General features: G+C 63.6%; 19 protein-coding genes. 7 read left to right on the top strand and 12 right to left on the bottom strand.

Features of this window, described 5'->3' with window-relative positions; all coding sequences use genetic code 11:
- Positions 1 to 2: 2 nt before the first annotated feature.
- The 3 genes from lolA to C7389_RS13250 all read right to left on the bottom strand — a co-directional run bounded on the left by lolA (position 3) and on the right by C7389_RS13250 (position 3,727).
- A complete protein-coding gene (lolA, locus tag C7389_RS13260; protein WP_246034750.1) occupies positions 3 to 650 on the bottom strand; it encodes an outer membrane lipoprotein periplasmic chaperone LolA in 648 nt (215 codons plus the stop codon).
- Complete coding sequence (locus tag C7389_RS13255) at positions 647 to 2,935, bottom strand: DNA translocase FtsK (protein ID WP_133592158.1); 2,289 nt, start codon at positions 2,933 to 2,935, stop codon at positions 647 to 649. Before C7389_RS13255 ends, lolA begins: the two co-directional genes overlap by 4 nt.
- Positions 2,936 to 3,055: 120 nt before the next feature.
- Positions 3,056 to 3,727, bottom strand: a complete 672-nt coding sequence (locus tag C7389_RS13250) for a Crp/Fnr family transcriptional regulator (protein WP_133592156.1) — start codon at positions 3,725 to 3,727, stop codon at positions 3,056 to 3,058.
- A gap of 224 nt (positions 3,728 to 3,951) precedes the next feature.
- Here C7389_RS13250 and trxB point away from each other — a divergent pair, with 224 nt between their 5' ends.
- Together trxB and C7389_RS13240 are read left to right on the top strand one after the other, a co-directional pair.
- Entirely contained in the window at positions 3,952 to 4,905 is a 954-nt protein-coding gene (trxB, locus tag C7389_RS13245; RefSeq protein WP_133592154.1) for a thioredoxin-disulfide reductase, read from the top strand.
- 155 nt (positions 4,906 to 5,060) lie between these two features.
- Complete coding sequence (locus C7389_RS13240; protein WP_246034748.1) at positions 5,061 to 5,963, top strand: Smr/MutS family protein; 903 nt, start codon at positions 5,061 to 5,063, stop codon at positions 5,961 to 5,963.
- 47 nt (positions 5,964 to 6,010) lie between these two features.
- Here the strand turns inward: C7389_RS13240 and C7389_RS13235 are convergent, their stop codons facing one another.
- Both C7389_RS13235 and C7389_RS13230 read right to left on the bottom strand, forming a co-directional pair.
- A complete protein-coding gene (locus C7389_RS13235; RefSeq protein WP_133592149.1) occupies positions 6,011 to 6,349 on the bottom strand; it encodes a P-II family nitrogen regulator in 339 nt (112 codons plus the stop codon).
- Between the two features lie 61 nt (positions 6,350 to 6,410).
- Positions 6,411 to 8,027, bottom strand: coding sequence for an NAD+ synthase (locus tag C7389_RS13230; protein WP_211168359.1), 1,617 nt, complete (start codon positions 8,025 to 8,027; stop codon positions 6,411 to 6,413).
- Positions 8,028 to 8,129: 102 nt separating this feature from the next.
- On the opposite strand from C7389_RS13230, the gene C7389_RS13225 reads away from it, so the two are divergent.
- Positions 8,130 to 9,266 carry a GNAT family N-acetyltransferase gene (locus C7389_RS13225; protein ID WP_133592227.1) on the top strand — a complete coding sequence of 379 codons (1,137 nt, stop codon included), beginning with the start codon at positions 8,130 to 8,132 and terminating at the stop codon, positions 9,264 to 9,266.
- Positions 9,267 to 9,351: 85 nt separating this feature from the next.
- Here C7389_RS13225 and ppa read toward each other — a convergent pair whose 3' ends face one another.
- Entirely contained in the window at positions 9,352 to 9,879 is a 528-nt protein-coding gene (ppa, locus tag C7389_RS13220; RefSeq protein WP_133592145.1) for an inorganic diphosphatase, read from the bottom strand.
- A gap of 258 nt (positions 9,880 to 10,137) precedes the next feature.
- Here ppa and C7389_RS13215 point away from each other — a divergent pair, with 258 nt between their 5' ends.
- A complete protein-coding gene (locus C7389_RS13215) occupies positions 10,138 to 13,017 on the top strand; it encodes a bifunctional diguanylate cyclase/phosphodiesterase (RefSeq protein ID WP_133592143.1) in 2,880 nt (959 codons plus the stop codon).
- Positions 13,018 to 13,036: 19 nt separating this feature from the next.
- Here C7389_RS13215 and C7389_RS13210 read toward each other — a convergent pair whose 3' ends face one another.
- Positions 13,037 to 13,249, bottom strand: coding sequence for a heavy-metal-associated domain-containing protein (locus C7389_RS13210; protein WP_133592141.1), 213 nt, complete (start codon positions 13,247 to 13,249; stop codon positions 13,037 to 13,039).
- A gap of 26 nt (positions 13,250 to 13,275) precedes the next feature.
- Complete coding sequence (locus tag C7389_RS13205; protein WP_246034747.1) at positions 13,276 to 15,708, bottom strand: heavy metal translocating P-type ATPase; 2,433 nt, start codon at positions 15,706 to 15,708, stop codon at positions 13,276 to 13,278.
- Positions 15,709 to 15,781: 73 nt separating this feature from the next.
- Here C7389_RS13205 and C7389_RS13200 point away from each other — a divergent pair, with 73 nt between their 5' ends.
- Positions 15,782 to 16,186, top strand: a complete 405-nt coding sequence (locus C7389_RS13200) for a MerR family transcriptional regulator (RefSeq protein ID WP_133592139.1) — start codon at positions 15,782 to 15,784, stop codon at positions 16,184 to 16,186.
- A gap of 9 nt (positions 16,187 to 16,195) precedes the next feature.
- Here the strand turns inward: C7389_RS13200 and C7389_RS13195 are convergent, their stop codons facing one another.
- A complete protein-coding gene (locus C7389_RS13195; RefSeq protein WP_133592137.1) occupies positions 16,196 to 16,909 on the bottom strand; it encodes a sulfite exporter TauE/SafE family protein in 714 nt (237 codons plus the stop codon).
- 71 nt (positions 16,910 to 16,980) lie between these two features.
- Positions 16,981 to 18,369, bottom strand: a complete 1,389-nt coding sequence (gene hemN, locus C7389_RS13190) for an oxygen-independent coproporphyrinogen III oxidase (protein ID WP_133592136.1) — start codon at positions 18,367 to 18,369, stop codon at positions 16,981 to 16,983.
- Positions 18,370 to 18,487: 118 nt separating this feature from the next.
- On the opposite strand from hemN, the gene fnr reads away from it, so the two are divergent.
- Positions 18,488 to 19,228, top strand: a complete 741-nt coding sequence (fnr, locus tag C7389_RS13185; protein WP_133592223.1) for a fumarate/nitrate reduction transcriptional regulator Fnr — start codon at positions 18,488 to 18,490, stop codon at positions 19,226 to 19,228.
- A gap of 31 nt (positions 19,229 to 19,259) precedes the next feature.
- Here the strand turns inward: fnr and C7389_RS13180 are convergent, their stop codons facing one another.
- Positions 19,260 to 19,655, bottom strand: a complete 396-nt coding sequence (locus tag C7389_RS13180) for a SirB2 family protein (protein ID WP_281275383.1) — start codon at positions 19,653 to 19,655, stop codon at positions 19,260 to 19,262.
- 118 nt (positions 19,656 to 19,773) lie between these two features.
- Complete coding sequence (locus C7389_RS13175) at positions 19,774 to 21,411, bottom strand: PHA/PHB synthase family protein (protein ID WP_133592221.1); 1,638 nt, start codon at positions 21,409 to 21,411, stop codon at positions 19,774 to 19,776.
- Between the two features lie 363 nt (positions 21,412 to 21,774).
- Here C7389_RS13175 and C7389_RS13170 point away from each other — a divergent pair, with 363 nt between their 5' ends.
- Positions 21,775 to 22,218 carry a universal stress protein gene (locus tag C7389_RS13170; protein ID WP_133592132.1) on the top strand — a complete coding sequence of 148 codons (444 nt, stop codon included), beginning with the start codon at positions 21,775 to 21,777 and terminating at the stop codon, positions 22,216 to 22,218.
- Positions 22,219 to 22,220 lie beyond the last annotated feature (2 nt).

The following is a 22,220-nucleotide window of genomic DNA, read 5'->3' as shown; positions in this document are numbered from 1 at the left end:
GCTCAGCGTCCGCCCTTGGTGGTGTCGTCGCCGATCACGTCTGCACCGGTCGGTGGCATGAAGCGGAAGCGGCCGGCATCCACCGGCGGGTTGAGGACGAAGCGCGGAAACAGCACCGTGGTCGTCTGGCCAAAGTTGTCGCGCATCTCCATCCGCTTCACCTGGCCGCCAGCCAGACCGATGCGCATCGCCTCAAAGCCGCTGCCTTCCTGCTTGGGGCGCGCCTCCACCCAAGCCAGCCCCTCACTGTCGCCCCCTTCGGCAAGTTCGAAGTTCTGCTCCAGATCGCCGCTGCCGAACAGGATGGCTGCCGGCGTCGCCCCCAGCGCATCGCCAATGCGCTTCACTGTCACCTGGTTTAGATCGCGGTCCCAGATCCACAGCCGCTCGCCATCGCCCACCAGGAGTTGCTGGTAGGGCGTCTGGTACTCCCAGCGGAACTTGCCCGGCCGGGAAAAGGCGAAACTTCCGGCGGCCTGCTGCGGCTTGCGGCCGGACTTCGCGAGCACCGTCTGCTCGAACTCGCCCTCGGCGCTGCGGGTCGCCTTCACGAACTGGCGCAGTTGCTCCACGCCACCCGCCGCCCAGGACGCCGGGCCAGCCAGCAGCAAGCCCATCGCCATCACTGCGCCTGCAAAGACGCGCTTCATTCCGTCTCCTTCGCCGGGACCACGACTTCCCGGTTGCCATTGCTTCCCATGGAAGAAACCAGACCGGAGCGCTCCATCTGCTCGATCAGTCGCGCCGCCCGGTTGTAGCCGATGCGCAGATGCCGCTGGACCAGCGAGATCGAGGGCCGCCGCGTCTTCAACACCACTTCGACCGCTTGATCGTAGAGCGGGTCGGCTTCGCCATCTTCCCCGCCCTCACCGCCACCGACCGCCTCGAGATCGTCCTCCGCCGCGGCGAGGATGCCCTCGACGTAATCCGGCGGCCCCACTCGCTTGAGATGCTCCACCACCTTGTGCACTTCCTCGTCGGCGACGAAGGCGCCATGCACCCGCACCGGCAGGCCGGTTCCCGGCGCCAGGTAGAGCATGTCGCCCATGCCCAGCAGCGCTTCGGCGCCCATCTGATCGAGAATGGTGCGCGAGTCGATCTTGCTCGAAACCTGGAAAGCGATACGGGTAGGCACGTTGGCTTTGATCAGGCCGGTGATGACGTCCACCGACGGACGCTGGGTGGCCAGGATCAGGTGGATGCCGGCAGCCCGCGCCTTCTGCGCCAGTCGGGCGATCAGCTCTTCCACCTTCTTGCCCACCACCATCATCAGGTCGGCGAGTTCGTCGATCACCACCACGATATAGGGCAGGGTTTCCAGCGGCTCAGGGTTCTCCGGGCTGATCGAGAAGGGGTTGGTCAGCGGCTTCTCCGCCTTGCGCGCCTCGGTCACTGCCTTGTTGAAACCGGCCAGGTTGCGTACGCCAACCGCAGCCATCAACTTGTAGCGTTTCTCCATCTCCGCCACGCACCAGTTCAGCGCGTTGGCGGCATGCTTCATGTCGGTGACGACAGGCGCCAGCAGATGCGGAATGCCTTCGTAGATGGAGAGTTCCAGCATCTTCGGGTCGACCATGATCAGCCGCACCCGCTCCGGTTCGCTCTTGTACAACAGCGACAGGATCATCGCGTTGATGCCGACCGACTTGCCCGAACCGGTGGTACCCGCCACCAGCAGGTGCGGCATCTTCGCCAGATCGGCCACCACCGGCTGGCCACCGATGTCCTTGCCCAGCACCACGGTGAGGGGTGAGGCCATGTCGTGGTAGGCCTTGGAGCCGACGATCTCCGACAGGCGTACCGTCTGCCGCTTCGGATTGGGCAACTCCAGCGCCATGCAGGATTTGCCCGGCACCGTCTCCACCACCCGCACCGACACCATGGACAGCGCGCGCGCCAGATCCTTGGCCAGGTTCATCACCTGGCTGCCCTTCACCCCAGTCGCCGGATCGATCTCGTAGCGGGTGATCACCGGCCCTGGGTAGGCGGCCAGCACCTTCACCTCGACGCCGAAGTCGCCCAGCTTGGTCTCGATCAAGCGGGAAGTGAATTCCAGCGATTCGGCGGACGGCGGCTCGCCATTGCCACTGGGCGGATCCAGCAAGGCCAGCGGCGGAATCGCCCCCTCGGGCGCATCGGCGAACAGCGTCTGCTGGCGCTCCTTCTCCACCTTCTCGGATTTCTGGATGACGGGTGTTGCCGGCTCGATGCGCAGCGGCGCGGGCTGTGCCTTCTCGGTCTTGCGCCGACGGGTTTCGACCACCGCCTCCCGCTTCTGCGCAATCTCCTTGCCGGCCTGGCGATCCTGCCAGTTGCCGAACCCGGCACGCGCGCGCAGCAGCGACTGCTCCAACCAGAAACCCAAGCCCTCCACTACCGCCAGCCAGGACACGCCGGTGAACAAAGAAATGCCGCAAGCGAGCAGAGTCAGCAGCAGCAAAGTGCCGCCGGTGAAGCCGAAGGCACCCTGCACCATCTGCCCCAGCTCCATGCCAAGGAGGCCACCGGGCGCCAGCGGCACGGCCGCGCCGTGGCTATGGAAGCGCAGGGCTTCCAGGGCACTGCTGGTCAGCAACACCACCAGGAAGCCGGCGAGCACGATGAAGAAGGAGCGGCGATCCAACGTCAGCTGGTTCTTCAGCCGGCGGAATCCCCACATCAGGCCGTAGCCGAGGAAGATCACCCACCACCAGGCGGAAATGCCGAAGAGATAGAGCAGCAGATCGGCCAGCCAGGCGCCGAAGCGGCCTCCCGGATTGGCGACGCGCTCCACCTGTGCCGCATGCGACCAGCCGGGATCGGCTTTGGTGTAGCCCAACAGCACCATGCCGACGTACAGGGACATCACCCCCAGGATGAGCCAGCGCGCCTCCTGCAGCAGCAGCGAGATCTTCTCCGGCAAGGGCTGGGAACGGGACGAGGAACGGAACAACATCGGGAGAGCCGGAGGGGAAACGACAGCGGGGGATTATATTCGATCGCTCTCCGCCGCCGTCCGGCCTTTGCCCTTGGTCACAAAGCGGGCTGTCGCCGCGGGCGGTTTCGTGCTTGGGCGTCAGACATCGTTGAGGCGGCCGCGCAGCACCACGCCCTGTGCCGTCTCCTCGATCAGGCCCTGCTGGCCGAGGTCCTTCATCACCCGGCTCACCATCTCGCGGGAGGCGCCTATCATCTTGGCGATGTCCTGCTTGGAGATCTTGCGTACCACCACCGCTTCACCGTTCACATCCTCCGACATGTCCAACAGCAGGCGGGCGACACGGCCATAGACGTCCATCAGGGCCAGACTCTCGATCTTGCGGTCCGCATTGCGCAGCCGCTCCGCGAGGTTGCCCATGATGCGCCAGGCCACCTCGAAGTTGTCCTGCATGATCTGGCGGAAGTCCTGCTTGGCGATCATCACCAGGTCCGCCGGCACCACGGCGATCACCGAGGCCGAGCGCGGCTGCTCGCCGAACATGCCCATCTCGCCGAACAACTCACCCTGGCCGAGGATGGACAAGATGACCTCGCGGCCATCCTCGTCGCTCACCACCACCTTGAGGCTGCCGGTGAGCACGAAATAGACGTAATCGGTTCGGTCGCCCGCCCGCACGACGGCCTGGCCGCGCGGAATACGCCTCATCATGGCGACACGCGCGACTGCGGCCAGAACATCGTCCGTCAGTCCGTGGAACAGCGGGAAGGTCTTCAATGCGATGGTGGAAACAGCGGTGGGCTGGCTCATGAAGGCTCCGGCGGTCGGTTAGCACAGGATGCCCTTTGGCATCGAGGCAAATGTCACGGAAGTATAGACGAATATCCTGTTACATCCGTGATCTCCCTGATGTACCTGATCCTTTTTAGCAGCAATCCGCGCCGATTGAATGTCCCTATCGGCTCCATTGGGCGGGTATTCCGAGGGCTCGCTATAATTCCGGCCATCCCCCCCATCCGTCTCGGACAAGGCTCATGACCACAAAACACGCCCGTTTGCTCATTCTCGGTTCCGGCCCGGCCGGCTACACCGCCGCGGTGTATGCCGCGCGCGCCAACCTGGCGCCGGTTCTCATCACCGGCCTGGCCCAGGGCGGCCAGTTGATGACGACAACCGAGGTGGACAACTGGCCTGCCGACGCGGATGGAGTCATGGGGCCGGACCTGATGACCCGCTTCCAGAAGCACGCGGAGCGCTTCAACACCGAGATGATTTTCGACCACATCCACACGGTGAAGTTGGGCGAGAAGCCCTTCCGCCTGATCGGCGACAGCGGCGAATACACCTGCGACGCGCTCATCATCGCTACTGGGGCCACCGCCAAGTACCTCGGCCTGCCGTCCGAAGAGAAGTTCGCCGGCCGCGGCGTTTCCGCCTGCGCCACCTGCGACGGCTTCTTCTACCGCAACCAGGACGTGGCGGTCATTGGCGGCGGCAACACCGCGGTCGAGGAAGCGCTCTACCTCGCCAACATCGCCAAGAAGGTCACCCTGGTCCATCGCCGCGAGAAGTTCCGTGCCGAGAAAATCATGATCGACAAGCTGATGACGCGGGTTGCCGAGGGCAAGATCGAGTTGGTGCTGGATTCCACGCTGGACGAGGTGCTGGGCGACAGCTCCGGCGTGACCGGCATGCGCGTCAAGAACCTGAAGAGCGGCGCCACCCAGGACATCGCGCTCCAGGGCGTGTTCATCGCCATCGGCCACAAGCCCAACACCGACATCTTCGAGGGCCAGTTGGAGATGGAGAACGGCTACATCGTCACCCAGGGGGGCCGCAACGGAAATGCGACCCAAACCAGCGTGACCGGCGTGTTCGCCGCCGGCGACGTGCAGGATCACGTCTATCGCCAGGCGGTCACCTCCGCTGGCACCGGCTGCATGGCGGCGCTCGATGCCGAGCGCTACCTGGACACGCTGGACCTCTGACCATGCCGCGCCGCCGCCAGGTCGCCTCCACGCCTGCGGCGGCGCCTCGTCCCAAGGCCTCCGACAGCCCTTTCCACGCCTTGGCCAAGCTCAAGCTCGGCCAAGCCAGGGCAGGATCGTCGCCAGCCGAGCCGACCAGGCCGGCACAGGCCCCAGTGCCCACAGTAGCGGCAGCGCCTTCCGGGGATGAGGAGGCGCTGTTCCGCCAGGCCATGCAGGGCGCCCGCCCGCTACAGAAGAACGACCGGGCGGAACTGGAGCGTCCCCGCCCCGCTCCCGTTCCCCGCGCCAAGGCCACGACCGAAGAGGCGGACGAAACCACACAGCCCCGACAGGCACCACTGGATCCGCTCTACGCCGCCTATGCGGAGGTTACCCCGCTACGCGATAGCGGCAGGGTGGAACTCGGGCCTGCGCCCCGGCGGGCTACTGCGGAGGCGGAAAAGCAGCAGGCGCTACGCGTCAAAACCAGCGAAACCGCATCTGTCATCTTGCCGCCCGACCACAAGTCGATGAACGACGCCGAATTGTTCCGCTACATGACGCGCGACACCCAACCGGTGGACACGCGCAACCGGGCGGAACTGGAACGCACGCCTCCCCTGCCAGCACCGGTGAAACGAGAAGCGGACGAGCGTGCCGCACTGGACGAATCCCTCTCTACCCCTCTCAGCTTCGAGGACAGGCTGGACATGGGCGACGAAGCCGCCTTCCTGCGCCCCGGCCTGCCACGCCGCGTGCTGTCGGATCTCAGGCGCGGGCGCTGGGTGCTGCAGGGCGAGATCGACCTGCACGGCTACACCCGGGACGAAGCGCGTGCGGCCCTGGCCCAGTTCCTGGCCCACAGCCTGCAGCATGGCCGGCGCTGTGTCCGGGTCATACATGGCAAGGGATTGGGGTCTCCCGGACGGGTGTCCATCCTGAAGCAGCTCTCCCGCGGCTGGCTGGCGCAGCGGGAAGAAATCCTCGCCTTCTGCCAGGCGGGGCCACACGACGGCGGCAGCGGTGCCCTACTGGTGCTGATGCGGGCTCAGACCGGTACGCCACCCCGGAAGTGAAAGCGGCCCACGAGGGGCCGCCCGTCTTTCTGAGCCTAAACGGAAGTTCAGATCGCTGCTTCGTCGGTCTCGCCGGTGCGGATGCGAACAACCTGCTCGACCGCGCTGACGAAGATTTTGCCATCGCCGATCTTGCCGGTGCGGGCAGCCTTGATGATGGCTTCCACCGCCTGCTCGGCGATGTCATCGGTCACCACGACCTCGATCTTGATCTTGGGCAGGAAATCAACGACGTATTCCGCGCCACGGTACAGCTCGGTATGCCCTTTCTGCCGGCCAAAGCCCTTCACCTCGGTCACCGTCAGGCCGGCGATGCCCACCTCGGAAAGCGCCTCGCGCACCTCGTCCAGCTTGAACGGTTTGACAACGGCTTCGATCTTCTTCATTTCGGGTCTCCTTGTTCGGGATGGCATGTCGGCCTGTCGCCGGCACGGCCTCCTCTATCATTCAGAACTCGTCTTGATAGCGGGATGTTATCGGATAACGCCAGTCCCTGCCGAAGCCCCGCTGCGTCACCCGGATCCCCACCGGCGCCTGCCGGCGCTTGTATTCGTTGCGCTTCAGCATGGCGACGGTACGGCGGACCTCGGCTGCATCGTAGCCGCGGGCGATGATCTCGCGTGGCGACTCATCGCGCTCCATATAGGCCTCGATGATGGCGTCCAGCACCTCGTAAGGGGGCAGGCTATCCTGGTCCTTCTGGTCCGGCTTGAGCTCGGCGGAGGGCGGACGGTCGATGATGTTCTGCGGGATCACCGGGCTGACGGTGTTCCGCCAGGCCGAGAGGCGATAGACGAAGGTCTTGTACAGATCCTTCAGCACCGCGAAACCGCCGGCCATGTCGCCGTACAGGGTTGCGTAGCCGGTGGCCATCTCACTCTTGTTGCCGGTGGTCAGCACGATGGCGCCGGTCTTGTTCGACAGCGCCATCAAGATCATGCCGCGGATGCGGCTCTGCAGGTTCTCTTCGGTAGTGTCTTCCGCCAGGCCAGCAAACTGGGGCGCCAGCATCTCGCCGAACACCGCCATCACCGGTTCGATGGCGATCTCGTCGTAGCGCACCCCCAGGCGTTTCACCATCTCGCGCGAATCGTCCAGGCTCATCTGCGCGGTGTAGGGCGAAGGCATCATCACCGCGCGCACCCGGTCCGCGCCCAGTGCGTCCACTGCGATCGCCAGCGTCAGCGCCGAGTCGATGCCGCCCGAGAGACCGATGAGCGCGCCGGGAAAGCGGTTCTTGCCCAGGTAATCCCGCACCCCCAGCTTCAGCGCCTCATAGACCTCGGCCTCCAGCGGGACAGGCTCAGCCTTTCCACCCTCTTGCCAGTTGCCCGCCTCCAGCCGCAGGAACGCCAGGCCTTCAGTGAAAGCCGCCGCCTGATAGGAGAGTTGCCCATCGCGGTCCAGCGCAAAGGAGGCCCCGTCGAACACCAGTTCGTCCTGCCCGCCCACCAGGTTGCAGTACAACGCAGGCAGCCGGGTTTCGTCGACCCGCTCGCGCAGCACCTGCTGGCGCAGCGCCAGTTTCTTCATGTGATAGGGCGAAGCATTGAGCGACAGCAGCACCTCGGCACCCGCCGCCCGCGCCAGCACCGCCGGACCGGGCGCCCAGATGTCCTCGCAGATCAAAACGCCCACCCGCGTACCCTTCAGTTCGAAGACACAGGGCGCGGAGCCGGGCTCGAAGTAGCGCTCCTCGTCGAACACCTCGACATTGGGCAGCAATTGCTTGTGGTAGGTCGCCAGCAGGCGTCCGTCCAGGAACACGGAAGCGGCGTTGTAGCGCATGCCTTCCCGCTCCTGCGGATGGCCCAGCACCAGACCGATCCCGGTCGTAGCCGCGGCGACGCGCGCCATCTCCCGCTCGCAGGCGCGATAGAAATCCGGTCGCAGCAGCAGATCCTCCGGCGGATAGCCTGACAGCGCGAGTTCAGGGGTCAGCAGCAGATCGGCGCCAGCGGCTTTGGCCTCCGTCAGCGCGGCAATGACACGGTCAGCGTTGGCAACCAGGTCGCCAACAGTGAAATTGAACTGGGCAACAGCAATGGAAAGCGTGGTATTCATGGCCTCAACTATACCGCTTCATGATGACCGCCGTGCCCTCGCCACACGCCCGGGAGGGCGCAGCGACGACCTTTCAGGGCTCCCCAGCCAGAGATGACCACGATGCCCTTCGCGGACGGATTTCACCTGCTTTCCCGCCTGGAACAAGTCCAGGAGCAAGACTGGAACGCCATCGCTGGCGGCCAGGCTTGCCTCTCCCATGCCTACCTCCACACCCTGGAAACCACCGGCTGTGCCGGCCCGGAAACCGGCTGGACACCCCGTCATGCGACCTTGTGGCAGGACGGCACGCCTGTCGCCGCCCTGCCCCTCTATGCCAAGCAGCACTCCTACGGCGAATACGTGTTCGACTGGGCCTGGGCGGATGCCTACCAGCGCCATGGGTTGGACTACTACCCGAAATGGTTGTCCGCCGTACCCTTCACCCCCATCCCCGGCGCCCGGCTGCTGGGCAGCAGCGTCGATTCCCGCCGACAGCTGCTCGCCGCCACGCTGGAGATGGCTCGCCAAAGCCGGCTCTCCTCGCTGCACCTGCTCTTCCCCACCGAGGAGGAGGCGGCTTGGATGCGCGACGCCGGCCTGCTGATCCGCCATGGCGTGCAGTTCCACTGGCGCAACGCCGGCTACCATGATTTCGACGATTTCCTCGCCAGCCTCAACCACGACAAACGCAAGAAGATCCGCCAGGAGCGCCGCCGGGCCGCCGAGCACGGCCTGGCCCTGCGCTGGCTGGACGGTCGCATGGCGAGCGCCCAGGACTGGGCCTTCTTTTACCGCTGCTACGCCACCACCTACGCGCTGCACCGCTCCACGCCCTATCTCAGCCCGGCTTTCTTCATCCAGCTGGCCGACAGACAACCGGATCAGGTCCGCCTGCTGTTGGCCGAACGCGCTGGTGAACCGCTCGCCGGCGCCTTCTTCCTCTGCGACGAGGAAGCCCTGTACGGCCGCTACTGGGGCGCAACCGAGCACCTGCCCTTCCTGCACTTCGAGCTCTGCTACTACCAGGCAATCGAGTACGCCATCGGCCAGGGCTTGTCCCGCTTCGAGGGCGGCGCCCAGGGCGAACACAAGCTGGCGCGGGGGCTGGAGCCGGTTCCTACCCGCTCGGCCCACTGGATCGCCGACCCGCGTTTCCGCGACGCGGTCGATCGCTTTCTCGCCCAGGAAGCGGAGGGCATGCGCTTCTACCTGGACGAGCTCTCGGAGCGCACCCCCTTCCGGCGCGAGAACAGCTGAAACCCCACCGGAAAAGAACAGGGCCCGCCGAAGCGGGCCCCGCGGTGCCCCGGCCTCCCGGCCGCAGGCGCATCGCCAGCCGAGCTTACTTGGCGGCCTTGGCGATGCCGTCCAGGATCTCCTGCCGCGCTTCGTCCAGCGAACCCCAGCCGACAACCTTCACCCACTTGCCCGGTTCCAGGTCCTTGTAGTGCTCGAAGAAATGCACCGTCTGCTTCATCAGCAACTCGGGCAGGTCATCGATGCTCTGCACCTTGTCGTACAGCGGGGTCAGCTTGGACACCGGCACCGCGACGACCTTGGCATCCACGCCGGACTCGTCTTCCATCTTCAACACGCCCACCGGACGGCAGCGGATGACCACGCCAGGCAGCAGCGGGAAAGGCGTCACCACCAGTACGTCCACCGGGTCACCATCGCCGGCCACGGTGTGGGGCACGTAGCCGTAGTTCAATGGATAGCGCATGGAGGTACCCATGAAGCGGTCGACGAAGACCGCGCCACTGTCCTTGTCCACCTCGAACTTGATCGGATCCGCCTGCGCCGGAATCTCGATGATCACGTTGATGTCGTTCGGCACGTCTTTGCCAGCCTTCACGAGGTCGAAGCCCATATACCCTCCCATGGAAAAAGTGGCCGGGATTATAAGAGCAAATCCCGCGCCCCACCCTGTCTCGCCAGAGCACCTCCGCCCCGTGTCGGCGGCGGGACCGCGGGCCGCCCTACCTCCATCGCAACAGGCAGTCGCGCCATCCATCCTTCCTACTCACTGTGAATCGGGTCACGAAGCGCTCGCGAACGGCTGGCTTGCATATATCAAAAGTCTTATTCTGCACGACCACTCCCCTCCGCCGGCTGCGCCACCTCCAAATTGCTCCTCAGCCGCCTGTTCCGCCTCGATGAACGCAGCCTGCCCCACCTGTTGACGGCAGGCATGCTGTGCTTGGTCGTCGCCATGGCGGGCACGATAGGCATTCTCTCCATCCTCCACGACAGCAGGGAGCTGGAAACCCGCCTTGCCAGCCAGGAGGAGGAAACGCTGGCCGCCCACGAAGCCCATCTGCGCGACGAACTGGCGGCACTTGCCAACTATCTGGAATTTCAGCGTGCCAGCCGGGAGGAAAAGGCCAAGACCGCGCTGCGGGAGCATGTTGATCAGGTCATCGATATGATCGAACACCTGTACGAGCGGGAAAAGGACCGTTTACCACCTGAGCGCCTCCGCACCCTCATCGTAGAAGCCTTACGGCCGATGCGCTTCCTCCACGGCCGCGGCTACTACTTCATCGACGATCTCCACGGCAATTGCGTGCTGCTGCCCACCAACCCGGAGCGGGAGGGCAGCCCGCTATGGAACAATCGCGACGACACCGGCCACTACATCATGCGCGGGCTGCTGGACGCGACAAAGAATCCCGAAGGCCGCGGCTACTCCCGCTACCGCTGGTATCGCCCCGACCACCCGAACGAGATGGCAGACAAGCTGGCCTACGTACGCCGCTTCGAACCACTGGGATGGGTGATAGGCGCTGGCGAATATCTGCACGAGGTGGAGGCCGACCTGCAGCGTGAAGCGCTGGCCCGCATCGCGGCGCTGCGCTTCCACCCGGACGGGGTGGTTGGCGTGCTGACGCTGGATGGCGAGGTTCTGCTCGAGCCCCGCCTGCCCACCGAGAAGAGCGGACTGCGCCCCGCAGCCCTCGGCCCCGCCGCCGACTGGACCAAGCAGGCCCTCGACACCGCCCGGCACGGCGGCGGCAAGCTGGAGCTGGTTCAGAGCACCGCCCACGGCAGCCAGCACCGCCTCGCCTACGTCAGCCAACATGAGCCCTGGGGCTGGTACCTCGTGGCCAGCATCGGCCTGAATGAACTGGACGACATCCTCGACCGCGAGCGCATAGCCCTGCAGCAGAGCGCCCATCAGCGGCTGCGGCTGGCGCTGATCGCGCTGGGCCTGTGTACCGCCACCACCTTGCTGCTCGGGGTACTGCTGTCGCGCTGGCTGTCCGGGCGCTTCGCCATGTATCACAACGAACTGGCCCTGAGCAGCGCGGCCCTGCGGGAGAGCAATCGCCAGTTGCAGCTCTCCTCCCGGGTGTTCGAATCCGGCAACGAGGCGATGATGGTGCTGGACGAGCACTTCCGCTTCCTCTCCGTCAATCCCGCCTTCCTCCGGCTCATCGGCAACCAGCCCGAATTGGCTGGCCCCGGCACCTGCGCTGCGGACCTCATCAGCGTCGGCGATCAGGGCCTCGCCCCGGTGCAGCATGCCCTGGCCCAGGCCGGCGCCTGGAACGGCGAAGCCACCCTGCGCCTGGGCATGCAGAGCATGCTGCCGGTACAACTCTCTATCAATGCGGTCGCCAACGAAGAGGGCCAGGTCGCCCACTACGTCGGCGCACTGGCGGACATCAGCGCCCGCAAGGAAGCAGAGGCGCGGCTACGCCGGCTGGCCGAGTTCGACCCGCTGACCGAGCTGCCCAATCGCGCCCTGCTGCGGCAGCGGATGGACGAGGCCATCGAAGCCGCCCGCCAGGACGGCACACCGGCAGCCCTGCTGTTCATCGATCTCGACCGCTTCAAGAATGTGAACGACTCCCTTGGTCACGGCGTGGGCGACGCCCTGCTGCAGCAAGTCGCCGCCCGGCTACGCACCCTCGCCGGCGACGGCGACACGGTGGGTCGCTCCGGCGGCGACGAGTTCATCCTGGTGCTGCGCCATACCGGCGCAGCAACCGAAATCGCCAGCCACGCCGAGCGCATCGTCCGCCAGTTCGCCGCGCCCTTCCTGATCGGCCGCTATGAGCTCTCGGTCACGCCCAGCATAGGCATTGCCGTGTGGCCGCAGGACGGCGAAGACGCGGAAACGCTGCTGCGCAACGCGGATGCGGCCATGTACCACGCCAAGTCCGCCGGCCGTAACACCTACAAGTTCTTCACCGCGGAGATGAACCTCCAGGTCAGGGAACGGCTGGAGCTGGAAAACCTGCTGCGCCAAGCCGAAGCCCGTAATGAACTCTCGGTGCACTACCAGCCCCAGGTAGAGCTCGCCGGTGGCCGCTTGATCGGCTGCGAAGCGCTGCTGCGCTGGCACGCGGGCGAACGCGGCAACATCCCGCCCGACCGCTTCATCCCGGTGGCGGAGGATACCGGCCTCATCGTTCCCATCGGCCGCTGGATCCTGAAAACCGCCTGCGCCCAGGCCCAGGCCTGGCGACAGGCAGGGCTCGGCGACCTCCAGGTGGCGGTGAACGCCTCGGCGGTACAGCTGCACCACGGCGACTTCGTCGAGACGGTGGCGACGGTGCTGGCGGAAACCGGCCTGCCGCCTGATCTGCTGGAAATCGAGCTGACGGAAAGCACCCTGATGACCGACGCCGACAGCGCGGCCGCCACGCTCAGAGCCTTGAAGGTGCTGGGCGTGGGCCTTGCCATCGACGACTTCGGCACGGGTTACTCCAGCCTCGCCTACCTGAAGCGCTTCCAGCTGGATCGGCTGAAAATAGACCGCTCCTTCATCAACGATCTGCCCGCCGATAAGGACGATGCCAACATCACCCGCACCATCGTCGGCATCGCCCGCAACCTCGGCCTGAGCGTGCTGGCCGAAGGGGTGGAAACCCCGGCACAGCATCAGTTCCTGCTGGAGCATGGCTGCGACGAAGGCCAGGGTTACCTGTTCTCCCGCCCCTTGCCAGCCGGAAGCATGGAAGCCCTGCTGCGGGCGACCGGCACCCGCGGCGGCGCCTAGCTCGCAGGGCAGGGAAAGATCAAGCGCTGGCAGCCTCGAAGCCGGCGTCATCCACTGCCTGGCACAGGCCCTCCACCGAGACCTTGGCCGGATCGAACACCACCTTGGCCTCTCCGGCCTCCAGCGACACCTCAGCCCGCTCCACCCCGGGCAGCGCCTGCAGCACGCCAGTCACGTTACGCACGCAGCCGCCGCAGCTCATACCGGCGACCTTGATCGTCACTTCACTCATTGCACCACTCCTTCTGGATAAAGAAATCAGGCCCGTGGCCGCCAGCGACGCAGCAGCAGGGAATTGCTCACCACGGAAACCGAACTCATCGCCATGGCGGCGCCGGCAATCACCGGATTCAGCAGTCCCAGCACCGCCAGCGGGATGCCCACCACGTTGTAGATGAAGGCGAAGAACAGGTTCAGCCTAATGCGCCGCAGCGTCGCCCGCGACAGCGAGATCGCATCCGCCACGCCAGCGAGGCTGTTCCGCACCAGCGTGATGTCGGCCGCCTCCACCGCAATGTCGGCGCCCACGCCCACCGCGAAGGACACGTCCGCCGCTACCAGCGCAGGCGCATCGTTGATGCCATCGCCCGCCATGCCGACCCTCTCGCCGCCCTGCTTCAGCGCCTCGACCACCACTGCCTTGTCGCCCGGCAGCACATTGGCCTGCCACTCGTCGACGCCCGCTTCGGCGGCGATTGCCCGCGCGGTGGCTTCATGGTCGCCAGTCAGCATCACCACCCGCAGGCCAAGCTCGCGCAGGCGCCTCACCGCCGCCGCCGAATCCGGCCTCAGGCGGTCGGCAACGCCGATCACCCCGGCGTAGGCGCCATCCATCGCCACCGCCACCAGGGTCTGCCCCTGGGCTGCCAAAGCCGCCACCTCAGCGGCTGGCAGCGCAATCGCGCGCTCCTCGAGGAAGGCAGGCGAGCCGACCAGCACTATTTGCTCCGCCAGACGCCCTTCGATGCCGCGTCCGCCCACGGCACGAACATCCCGCAATTCATCCGCTGGCACGGTCACTCCTTCAACGGCGGCCAGGATGGCCTGGGCAATGGGATGGCTGCTGGTCCGCTCCAGCGCGGCCGCCAGGGCCAGCAACCCGTCCCGCGTCCAGCCTGCCGCCGGGCGGACGTCCACTACTCGCGGCGCACCTTCGGTGAGGGTGCCGGTCTTGTCTACCGCGAGCACCGAGATGCGTTCCGCCAGTTCCAGCGCAGTCGCGTTCTTCACCAGCATGCCGGCGCGCGCACCCTGCCCGGTCCCGACCATGATGGCGGTCGGCGTAGCCAGCCCGAGTGCGCAGGGGCAGGCAATCACCAGCACCGCCACCGCATTGATCAAGGCCTGGGAGAAATCGCCGGCATACAGCCACCAGCCAATGAAGGTGAGCAATGCGATACCGACGACCACCGGCACGAATATCGCCGAGATGCGGTCGGCCAAGCGCTGCACCGGCGCCTTGGAGCCTTGCGCCTGCTCCACCAGCCGGATAATGCCGGCCAGCAGGGTCGCCGCGCCGACGCCGGTGGCGCGGCAGCGCAATACTCCCTCGCCATTCAAGGTGGCGGCATAGACCTCATCATCCACCTGCTTGTCCACCGGCAGGCTTTCGCCGGTGAGCATGGCCTCATTGACCGCCGAACGGCCCGAGACGACGACGCCATCGACCGGCACTGCGTCGCCAGGGCGGAGGATGAATTCGTCCCCGGGCTGCAGGCTGTCCACCGGCACCTCCACGACCACGCCGTCCCGCTCTACCCAGGCCTGCCGCGGCTGCAGGCGCAGCAGCGCGTCCAGCGCCGCGCCAGTACGCGCCTTCGCGCGCGCCTCCAGCAGCTTTCCCAGCAACACCAGGGTGATGATGGTGGCCGAGGCCTCGAAATACACATGGAGCTCGTGCCAGCCGCCCAGCGTCACTGCCAGGCTGTAGAAGTAGGCCATGCTGGTACCCAGCGCCACCAGTACGTCCATGTTGGCCCCGCCCCCGCGAAGCGCCGACCAGGCGCCGCGATAGAAACGGGCACCAATCCAGAATTGGACGGGCGTGGCGAGAATCAGCTGCAGCCAGCGTGGCACGATGTCGTGATGCCCCTCTCCGCCCCAACCGGCGCCGAACATGGCTGGCATCTGCGCCAGCAAAGGCAGCGACAACAGCGCCGCAATCCAGAAGCGCCTCAGTTCCGCATTCCAGGCCTGCCTCTGGCGGTCCCGCTCTTGTTCCCGCTGGGCAGCGCCGGTCTCGTGCGCCTCGAATCCTGCATGCGCGACCGCGGCCTTGATACTATCCACGGTCGACAGCCCGGGGGTGTAATGCAGGCTGGCCCGTTCCCTAGCGAAGCTGACGCTGGCCTGCACGCCCGGAAGCCGGTTCAGCACCTTCTCGAGTCGGGTCGCACACGCGGCACAGCTCATTCCGGCTATCGCCAACTCCAGATCAGCCTCCGGCACCTGAAAGCCCGCCTTGCGGATACTGCCGATCACCGCTTCGGCGTCGGTCTGTCCGCCCTCCAGCGTCACATGGGCTTTCTCGGTGGCGAGGTTCACCGTCGCCGCAACCCCGGGCAAGCGGTTGAGCACTTTCTCGATGCGAGTGGCGCAGGCAGCGCAGGTCATGCCGGCAACCGGCAGATCCAGCGTACGCGTATTGTCAGCAGCCCCTTGCGGGCCAGCAGCCAGGGTGTGGCTTGCCATGGTGATCCTCTTGCGGATAAAGCAGTCAGGATGCAGTCTAAACACCGTACTCAAGTACGGAGTCAACACCATCATGGCAGCCCCTTCCCCCAGCTACACCATAGGCACCCTCGCAAGAGCAGCGCAGGTCAATGTGGAAACCATACGCTACTACCAGCGGCGCGGCCTGCTGCCTCAGCCAGAAGCGGTCGGCGGCGGCTATCGTACATACAGCGAAACGGAACTCGCCCGGCTGCGGGCCATCAAGCGCGCACAGCATCTGGGTTTCTCGCTGGAAGAGATCGAAACGCTGCTGTCGCTGAATGAGGAGACGGATCGAGTGAAGGCGCGCACTCTGGCTCAGGACAAGGTGAGCCTGATCGACGCCCGGATCGCCCAGTTGCAGGAAATGCGCAATGCGCTGGCAGAACTGGTGGATTGCTGCCGCCACGGCGATACCGCAGCCCCCTGCCCCATCCTCCGCGCCCTCAGCGCCTGAAGCGGCGGCTCAAACCACGCAAAGCACGCCATTCCACAGGCTGCCGCCAAGCGAAGGGGCATTGATGAGGCCGAAAACGCCGAAGCCCATCACCATCAGCCCTGCGGCCAAACGAACCCGACTGTTCCGGGTGATATCCCGAAAGCGCTTGAACAGCAGCCCGGCGAGCAACAGGTTCGGTAGGGTTCCCAGGCCAAAAGCCAGCATCAGGCCGGCGCCCCGGCTCGCAGACCCCGTCACCAATGCCGCCGCGAGCACGCTGTACACCAGGCCGCAGGGCAAAAACCCCCAAAGCAATCCGAGCGGAAAAGCCTGCTTGGGCGAACGCGCCGGCAGGAAGCGCCGCGTCGCCGGCTGCACCGTGCGCCAGAGCCGATGCCCCATACGCTCCACCGGCGCCAACACACGAGTAAAACCGGTGAGATACAACCCGAGGGCCACCAGCATCAGATTGGCCAATACATACAAGGTGATCTGTACCGGCAAAACCCCGCTATACAGCAAGCCAACCGAACCAATTGCACCCAGCAGCGCCCCCACCACCGTGTAGGTGGTGATGCGGCCGAGGTTGTACGCCAGATGGATAGGCCACTGACGGGTCTGCTCGGACGGCAGCTTGACCTGCACGCTAAGCGCCCCGACGATGCCACCGCACATGCTGACGCAGTGGGTACCGCCAAGGAGGCCTATCAGGAAGACGGCGAAATAGCCGGTTTCAGGCATGGATGAAGTTCAAGGACACGAGAAAGTGCAACTATCACAGGGCCGGCCATTCTACCCGGCCGCCCCTCGTGTCAGATCACCCTGGAGTAACGCGCACGCTCGCGGTCAGCCCGAAGATAACGGTCAAAGATCATTGCGATCCCGCGAACCAGCAAGCGTCCGGCCGGCATCACGCTGATCCAGTCGCCGTCCATCTTGACCAGACCGGCCGCCTCCATTTCCGCCAGATCGGCCAATTCCTCCGCAAAGTAGCTGCGGAAGTCAATCAGGTGCGCGATCTCGATGGACTGAATCGAGAGCTCGAAGTGGCACATCAGTGCCTGGATGATGGAGCGGCGCAACAGGTCGTCTGCAGTCAGCTCTATCCCCCGCAGCACCGGCAGTTCATCCTGATCGAGAGCATCGTAGTACTCATCCAGCGTCTTGACGTTCTGTGAATAGACGGGACCGATCTTGCCGATCGCTGACACGCCGAAGGCGAGCAGATCGCACTCCGCCTGCGTGGAATAGCCCTGAAAATTACGGTGCAGGCGGCCTTGCCGTTGCGCCACAGTGAGTTCGTCGTCCGGCTTGGCGAAGTGGTCCATTCCAATGTAAACGTAACCCGCCTCGGTCAGACGACGAATAGCCAGTTGCAGGATCTGCAGCTTGGAGTCCGCGGAAGGCAACTGAATCGGGATGATGCGCCGCTGAGGCTTGAACAAACCCGGAAGATGAGCATAGCTGTATAGGGAGATGCGATCAGGCGCCAGTTCCAGCACCTGCTCGATGGTGCGATTGAAACTGATGACGTTCTGCTTGGGCAGGCCGTAGATGAGGTCCAGGCTGATGGAACGGAAACCGGTTGTTCGCGCTGCATCAATGACCAGCTTGGTTTCCTCGAAGCTCTGGATGCGGTTCACTGCCTCCTGTACATCCTCCGCAAAATCCTGGACCCCAACGCTCATGCGGTTGAAGCCGAGATCCGATAGGAAGGCGATCGTGTCGTAGCCGACCTTGCGGGGGTCCACTTCGATGGAATACTCGCCGTTCGGCACCAGATTGAAGTGAGCGCGCACAGAATCCAACAGCTGCTGCATTTCCTCGTGCGACAGGAAGGTCGGCGTGCCACCACCTAGGTGCAGTTGGGTAACCTGCTTGGTTCCCCCGAGCCTGGCCGCCTGCATCTCTATTTCTTTCGCCAGGTACTTGAGATACTTGCTCGAGCGGGCGTGATCCTTGGTGATGATCTTGTTGCAGGCGCAGTAGTAGCAGATCGTGTTACAGAAAGGGATGTGGAAGTATAATGAAAGCGGCCTGCTCATCCCTCCCACGGCCCGCTTGCCGAGCCAGTCCTGCAGGGCGCTAGCATCGAAAGCCTCGACGAAGCGGTCTGCAGTGGGATACGACGTGTAACGCGGTCCGTTTATATCGAACCGGCGGATCAGTTGGGGATCGAAAATTAGGTTCTTAGTAGTCATGGTCGTATACAGGCGATTTCTGACAAAAGATGGCAGAAAGCCCTGATTGTGTGTTTGACGTGGATCAACGGTAGCCCCACGATCCGCTAGCCGGAGACGGAGCGAGTTTATTGTGCAAATGAAGGCAACGGTACCGGTAACGGTAGCCGGGCTAAAGACAGCATGCTCCCAGTGCAATCTGGTTGAGCTCTGTCTGCCCTTCGGCATGTCGGAGAACGAGCTCGACCGGCTGGACGAGCTGGTCGGTGCCCGCCGCAAGATCAAACGGCAGCAGAATCTGTACCGCGCCGGCGACCCCTTCGAAGCCATCTATGCGATCCGCGCCGGTTCGTTCAAGACCGATGTGTTGCTCGAAGACGGTCGTGAGCAAGTGACGGGCTTCCAGATGACGGGCGAGATTCTCGGCCTGGACGGCATAAGCACCGAACTGCATTCCTGCAATGCGATCGCGCTTGAAGACAGTGAAGTCTGCGTGATTGCCTATGCCAAGCTGGAAGAGTTGTCGCGCGAAGTCGAAGGGCTACAGCATCAGTTTCACAAAGTGATGAGCCGCGAGATCGTGCGCGACCACGGTGTCATGATGCTGCTCGGCTCAATGCGGGCGGAAGAACGGCTGGCCGCCTTCCTGCTCAATATGTCTCAGCGTTTCACTGCCAGGGGTTTCTCCGCTGCAGAGTTCCATTTGCGAATGACGCGGGAGGAGATTGGCTCATATCTGGGCTTGAAGCTAGAAACTGTTTCCCGCGCATTCTCGCGCTTCCAGGACGAGGGCTTCGTTGCCGTGCAACAGAAACATATTCGTATTCTGGATAGTGCAGGGCTCAAGCGGTTGATCCAGCATCAGCCCTGCGGACGCTGATAAATGGCGAGCCAACGTCCTGTAGGGCTGCTTATAGCAGGGTGCGTAAAAAGCCCTGAGGCTGGCGGCTCACAGCCACTGAAACGATCCAACCAAAAACCGCTAGGGCAGTGACAAAAGCCAGCACGCGCTGGCTCTTTGTTCGTCCATGGCGAAGAGCAAGCGCCCCCAAGAAAATGTACAGCACCAAACCACCTAGCTTTGCGGTTAGCCAGTCGTCCTTGAAGGGATATTGATGACTAGTAAACGCCAGCCACATGGCACTAGCAAGCAAAACCGTATCGACGAGGTGGGGAATGACGCGGCCCCGGCGGCATTGCAACAGGGGGCTGTCAACCATCATCCAAAAGCCTCTTAAGGCAAAGCCTGCCCCACTCAGCACGACACAAGTGACGTGCATATGCTTGACTGCAAAATAACTGAGCACATTTCCTCACGAACAAGGGATATCTATTCAGTCTTGGATCATATTCATGACCCGAGCCGAGAATCCTCTCTGCAAAGCTCTTCTCCACACGATCGGCAATCCCGTCGGCTGATAGGCGCTACCTCTCTTGCACGTAGATGCCAGGAGCCGCCGCCAGTGCCGGGAACTCTCTCGTCGCAGCGGGGCGGGCATCCACCAGCCCTCCGGCCTTCGGCTTTAGCCAAGCCATCCAGTCCTCCCACCAACTCCCCTCCTGTTTTGCCGCCTTCGTACTCCATTCGTCCACTGTCTCGCCACGATCAACGTTCGCGACCCGAAAATGCCGCTTCGGGGGAGTGACTACAGGGTTAACAATCCCTAGGATGTGCCCCGAACTGGAGAGCACATACCGCCTTGAGCCGGAGACGTGATTATTGATTCGGAAAGTCTCCTGCCAAGGGGCAATATGATCATCCTCAGCTCCCACCGCATAAAGCGGTTGCTTGATCTGAGCCAAATCTAGCCTCTCACCGGCGACAGATAGAGAGTCCTTTTTTATCAGCCGGTTGTGCAGATACAACTCGCTCAAATACCAAGCATGCATGGCCTGCGGCATACGAGTGGTATCCATGTTCCAGTAGAGGACATCAAAAGGTTGCGGCTTCTCGCCATACAGCCAGCCATGCACGACGTAGTGCCAAATCAGACTGTTCGACCGTAGCAGCCTGAAGGCCGCAGCCATCTGCTTACCATCCAGATAGCCCGTCCGCTTCATACTCTCGGTCAAATAACGGATGCTGTTCTCGTCGATAAAAACCTCAATATCGCCCGGTTTACGGAAGTCCACCAAGGTGGCAAACAGGGTCCAATCAGCAACGGCCTGCGCCTCCTGCGGAAAACGACGCGCTGACCAGGCCATGTACATCGACAGCGCAGTACCACCTATGCAGTAACCTACCGCGTGGACCCGTTTTGCACCAGCAAGCCTCCTAGCCGTCTCCACCAGTTCATGAATGCCTCTGCTTAGATAATCGTCGAACGACACATCATGCATGGATGCATCCGGGTTCTTCCAACTGGTAATGAAGACATCCAGCCCCTGATCCAACAGAAAGCGGACCATGCTCTTCTTCTGAGTCAAATCCAATACATAGAACTTGTTGATCCACGGCGTCACGATAACGACCGGCTCAGCATGAACTTTTGCTTGAGTCGGCGCGTAGTGGATCACTTCAAGAAGTTGGTTGCGGAAGACCACCGCGCCCGGCGTCGTTGCCAGGTTCCCCCCCACATTGAAGTCCTCGGGATCCGTCATCCGGATATCGCCGGCTTGCATGTCATCCAGAAAGTTCCGGTAACCGCGGGCGAGGCTCTCACCCCTGGATTCGACCGCCTTACGGAGCGCAACCGGGTTGGTCCAAAGGGAATTCGTCGGCGCCACCGCATTCAGCCATTTCCGCCACCAGAATGCTGCTTTTCGGCGCTCCTGGCTTCCTAAGCCAGGGGTACCGTAAAGCATGTCCTGCATATGGTGAGTAAAAGCGAGATACCACTCCTTGGTCAAATCCCAAGTGGGCGATTCAGTCCAGACAGGATCGGCGAAGCGGTTGTCATCCGGATTCGGCTTCACGGGATCCTGGCTTACCTGCCCCATTACTCTCGCGAGGGTATGCCACTGCAAACCCCAGAGATCGGAAGAAAGCCGGATGCTCCGCTCGGCGAGTTCCTGGGGATGGGCAAGCCATGCCAGCTGGGCATGGACGATGGGTGCCATCATGCCCAAGGGGTCCCAGCTACCCTCTAGCAATCGGTGGTACTCGCCTAGCGTCCGATGAAAAACCCCCACGGGATTTTCAGGGATGTCATTACCTGGGGAAACGCGGTCTCCCAACTTAGTTGCATTGTCAGCGCTCAAGCCTTCCATGACACCTCCAGAGCAATTAGGGGGCTTTGACAGACTGTATCCCGGTTCGGCCAATGCCCACCATTGGACTTTGAATTTCAGCAGCAATGCGAGATGCAAAACCATTCTAGCAAGTCCCGCCAAGGAGTTCGCCTGAGCCTTTTGACCTCCGTCAGCGCAAGGCACGCCCTGGGTCGTTATAATTAGTCTCCGTGGTCACCCCAAGGGAGTATCGAAATGTTCAAGCATCTCCTCGTACCTACAGACGGCTCTCCACTCTCCGAAGGCACCGTTTCACGGGCTGTTTCTTTTGCCAAAGATGCTGGAGCCCGGATCACCTTCTTCTACGCCCAACCAGACTTCCCCATGCCCATTTACGGGGAGGGCGCTTTGATCGACCCCACCACTCCAGAACAGTTCGCCAAGGCGGCCGGTCAAGAAGCGGCTCGGATTCTTGAGCGCGCGGCTGCCGCGGCTGCCGCTGACGGCGTCACCAGCGCTACCGACACCGTAGTCAGTGAGGTTCCCTATGAAGCCATCATCGAGGCAGCAGACCGACATGGCTGCGACTTGATCTTTATGGCCTCCCACGGCCGCAAAGGTATCGCTGGCCTACTTCTCGGCAGCGAGACGCAGAAGGTGCTGACGCACAGTAAGACGCCCGTCCTCGTCTATCGCTGACG

Source organism: Azoarcus indigens, assembly GCF_004361735.1.
GTDB classification, from domain to species: Bacteria; Pseudomonadota; Gammaproteobacteria; order Burkholderiales; family Rhodocyclaceae; genus Azoarcus; species Azoarcus indigens.
Note: the sequence above shows the minus strand (reverse complement) of the source record. Positions and strands in the feature narration are given on the sequence as shown.

What these genes read in the sequence shown, in the direction of transcription:
- lolA (WP_246034750.1), bottom strand. Translation starts at nt 650, where the DNA reads ATGAAGCGCGTCTTTGCAGGCGCAGTGATGGCGATGGGCTTGCTGCTG.
- C7389_RS13255 (WP_133592158.1), bottom strand. Translation starts at nt 2,935, where the DNA reads ATGTTGTTCCGTTCCTCGTCCCGTTCCCAGCCCTTGCCGGAGAAGATC.
- C7389_RS13250 (WP_133592156.1), bottom strand. Translation starts at nt 3,727, where the DNA reads ATGAGCCAGCCCACCGCTGTTTCCACCATCGCATTGAAGACCTTCCCG.
- trxB (WP_133592154.1), top strand. Translation starts at nt 3,952, where the DNA reads ATGACCACAAAACACGCCCGTTTGCTCATTCTCGGTTCCGGCCCGGCC.
- C7389_RS13235 (WP_133592149.1), bottom strand. Translation starts at nt 6,349, where the DNA reads ATGAAGAAGATCGAAGCCGTTGTCAAACCGTTCAAGCTGGACGAGGTG.
- C7389_RS13230 (WP_211168359.1), bottom strand. Translation starts at nt 8,027, where the DNA reads ATGAATACCACGCTTTCCATTGCTGTTGCCCAGTTCAATTTCACTGTT.
- C7389_RS13225 (WP_133592227.1), top strand. Translation starts at nt 8,130, where the DNA reads ATGCCCTTCGCGGACGGATTTCACCTGCTTTCCCGCCTGGAACAAGTC.
- ppa (WP_133592145.1), bottom strand. Translation starts at nt 9,879, where the DNA reads ATGGGCTTCGACCTCGTGAAGGCTGGCAAAGACGTGCCGAACGACATC.
- C7389_RS13210 (WP_133592141.1), bottom strand. Translation starts at nt 13,249, where the DNA reads ATGAGTGAAGTGACGATCAAGGTCGCCGGTATGAGCTGCGGCGGCTGC.
- C7389_RS13205 (WP_246034747.1), bottom strand. Translation starts at nt 15,708, where the DNA reads ATGGCAAGCCACACCCTGGCTGCTGGCCCGCAAGGGGCTGCTGACAAT.
- C7389_RS13200 (WP_133592139.1), top strand. Translation starts at nt 15,782, where the DNA reads ATGGCAGCCCCTTCCCCCAGCTACACCATAGGCACCCTCGCAAGAGCA.
- C7389_RS13195 (WP_133592137.1), bottom strand. Translation starts at nt 16,909, where the DNA reads ATGCCTGAAACCGGCTATTTCGCCGTCTTCCTGATAGGCCTCCTTGGC.
- hemN (WP_133592136.1), bottom strand. Translation starts at nt 18,369, where the DNA reads ATGACTACTAAGAACCTAATTTTCGATCCCCAACTGATCCGCCGGTTC.
- fnr (WP_133592223.1), top strand. Translation starts at nt 18,488, where the DNA reads ATGAAGGCAACGGTACCGGTAACGGTAGCCGGGCTAAAGACAGCATGC.
- C7389_RS13175 (WP_133592221.1), bottom strand. Translation starts at nt 21,411, where the DNA reads ATGATGGCACCCATCGTCCATGCCCAGCTGGCATGGCTTGCCCATCCC.
- C7389_RS13170 (WP_133592132.1), top strand. Translation starts at nt 21,775, where the DNA reads ATGTTCAAGCATCTCCTCGTACCTACAGACGGCTCTCCACTCTCCGAA.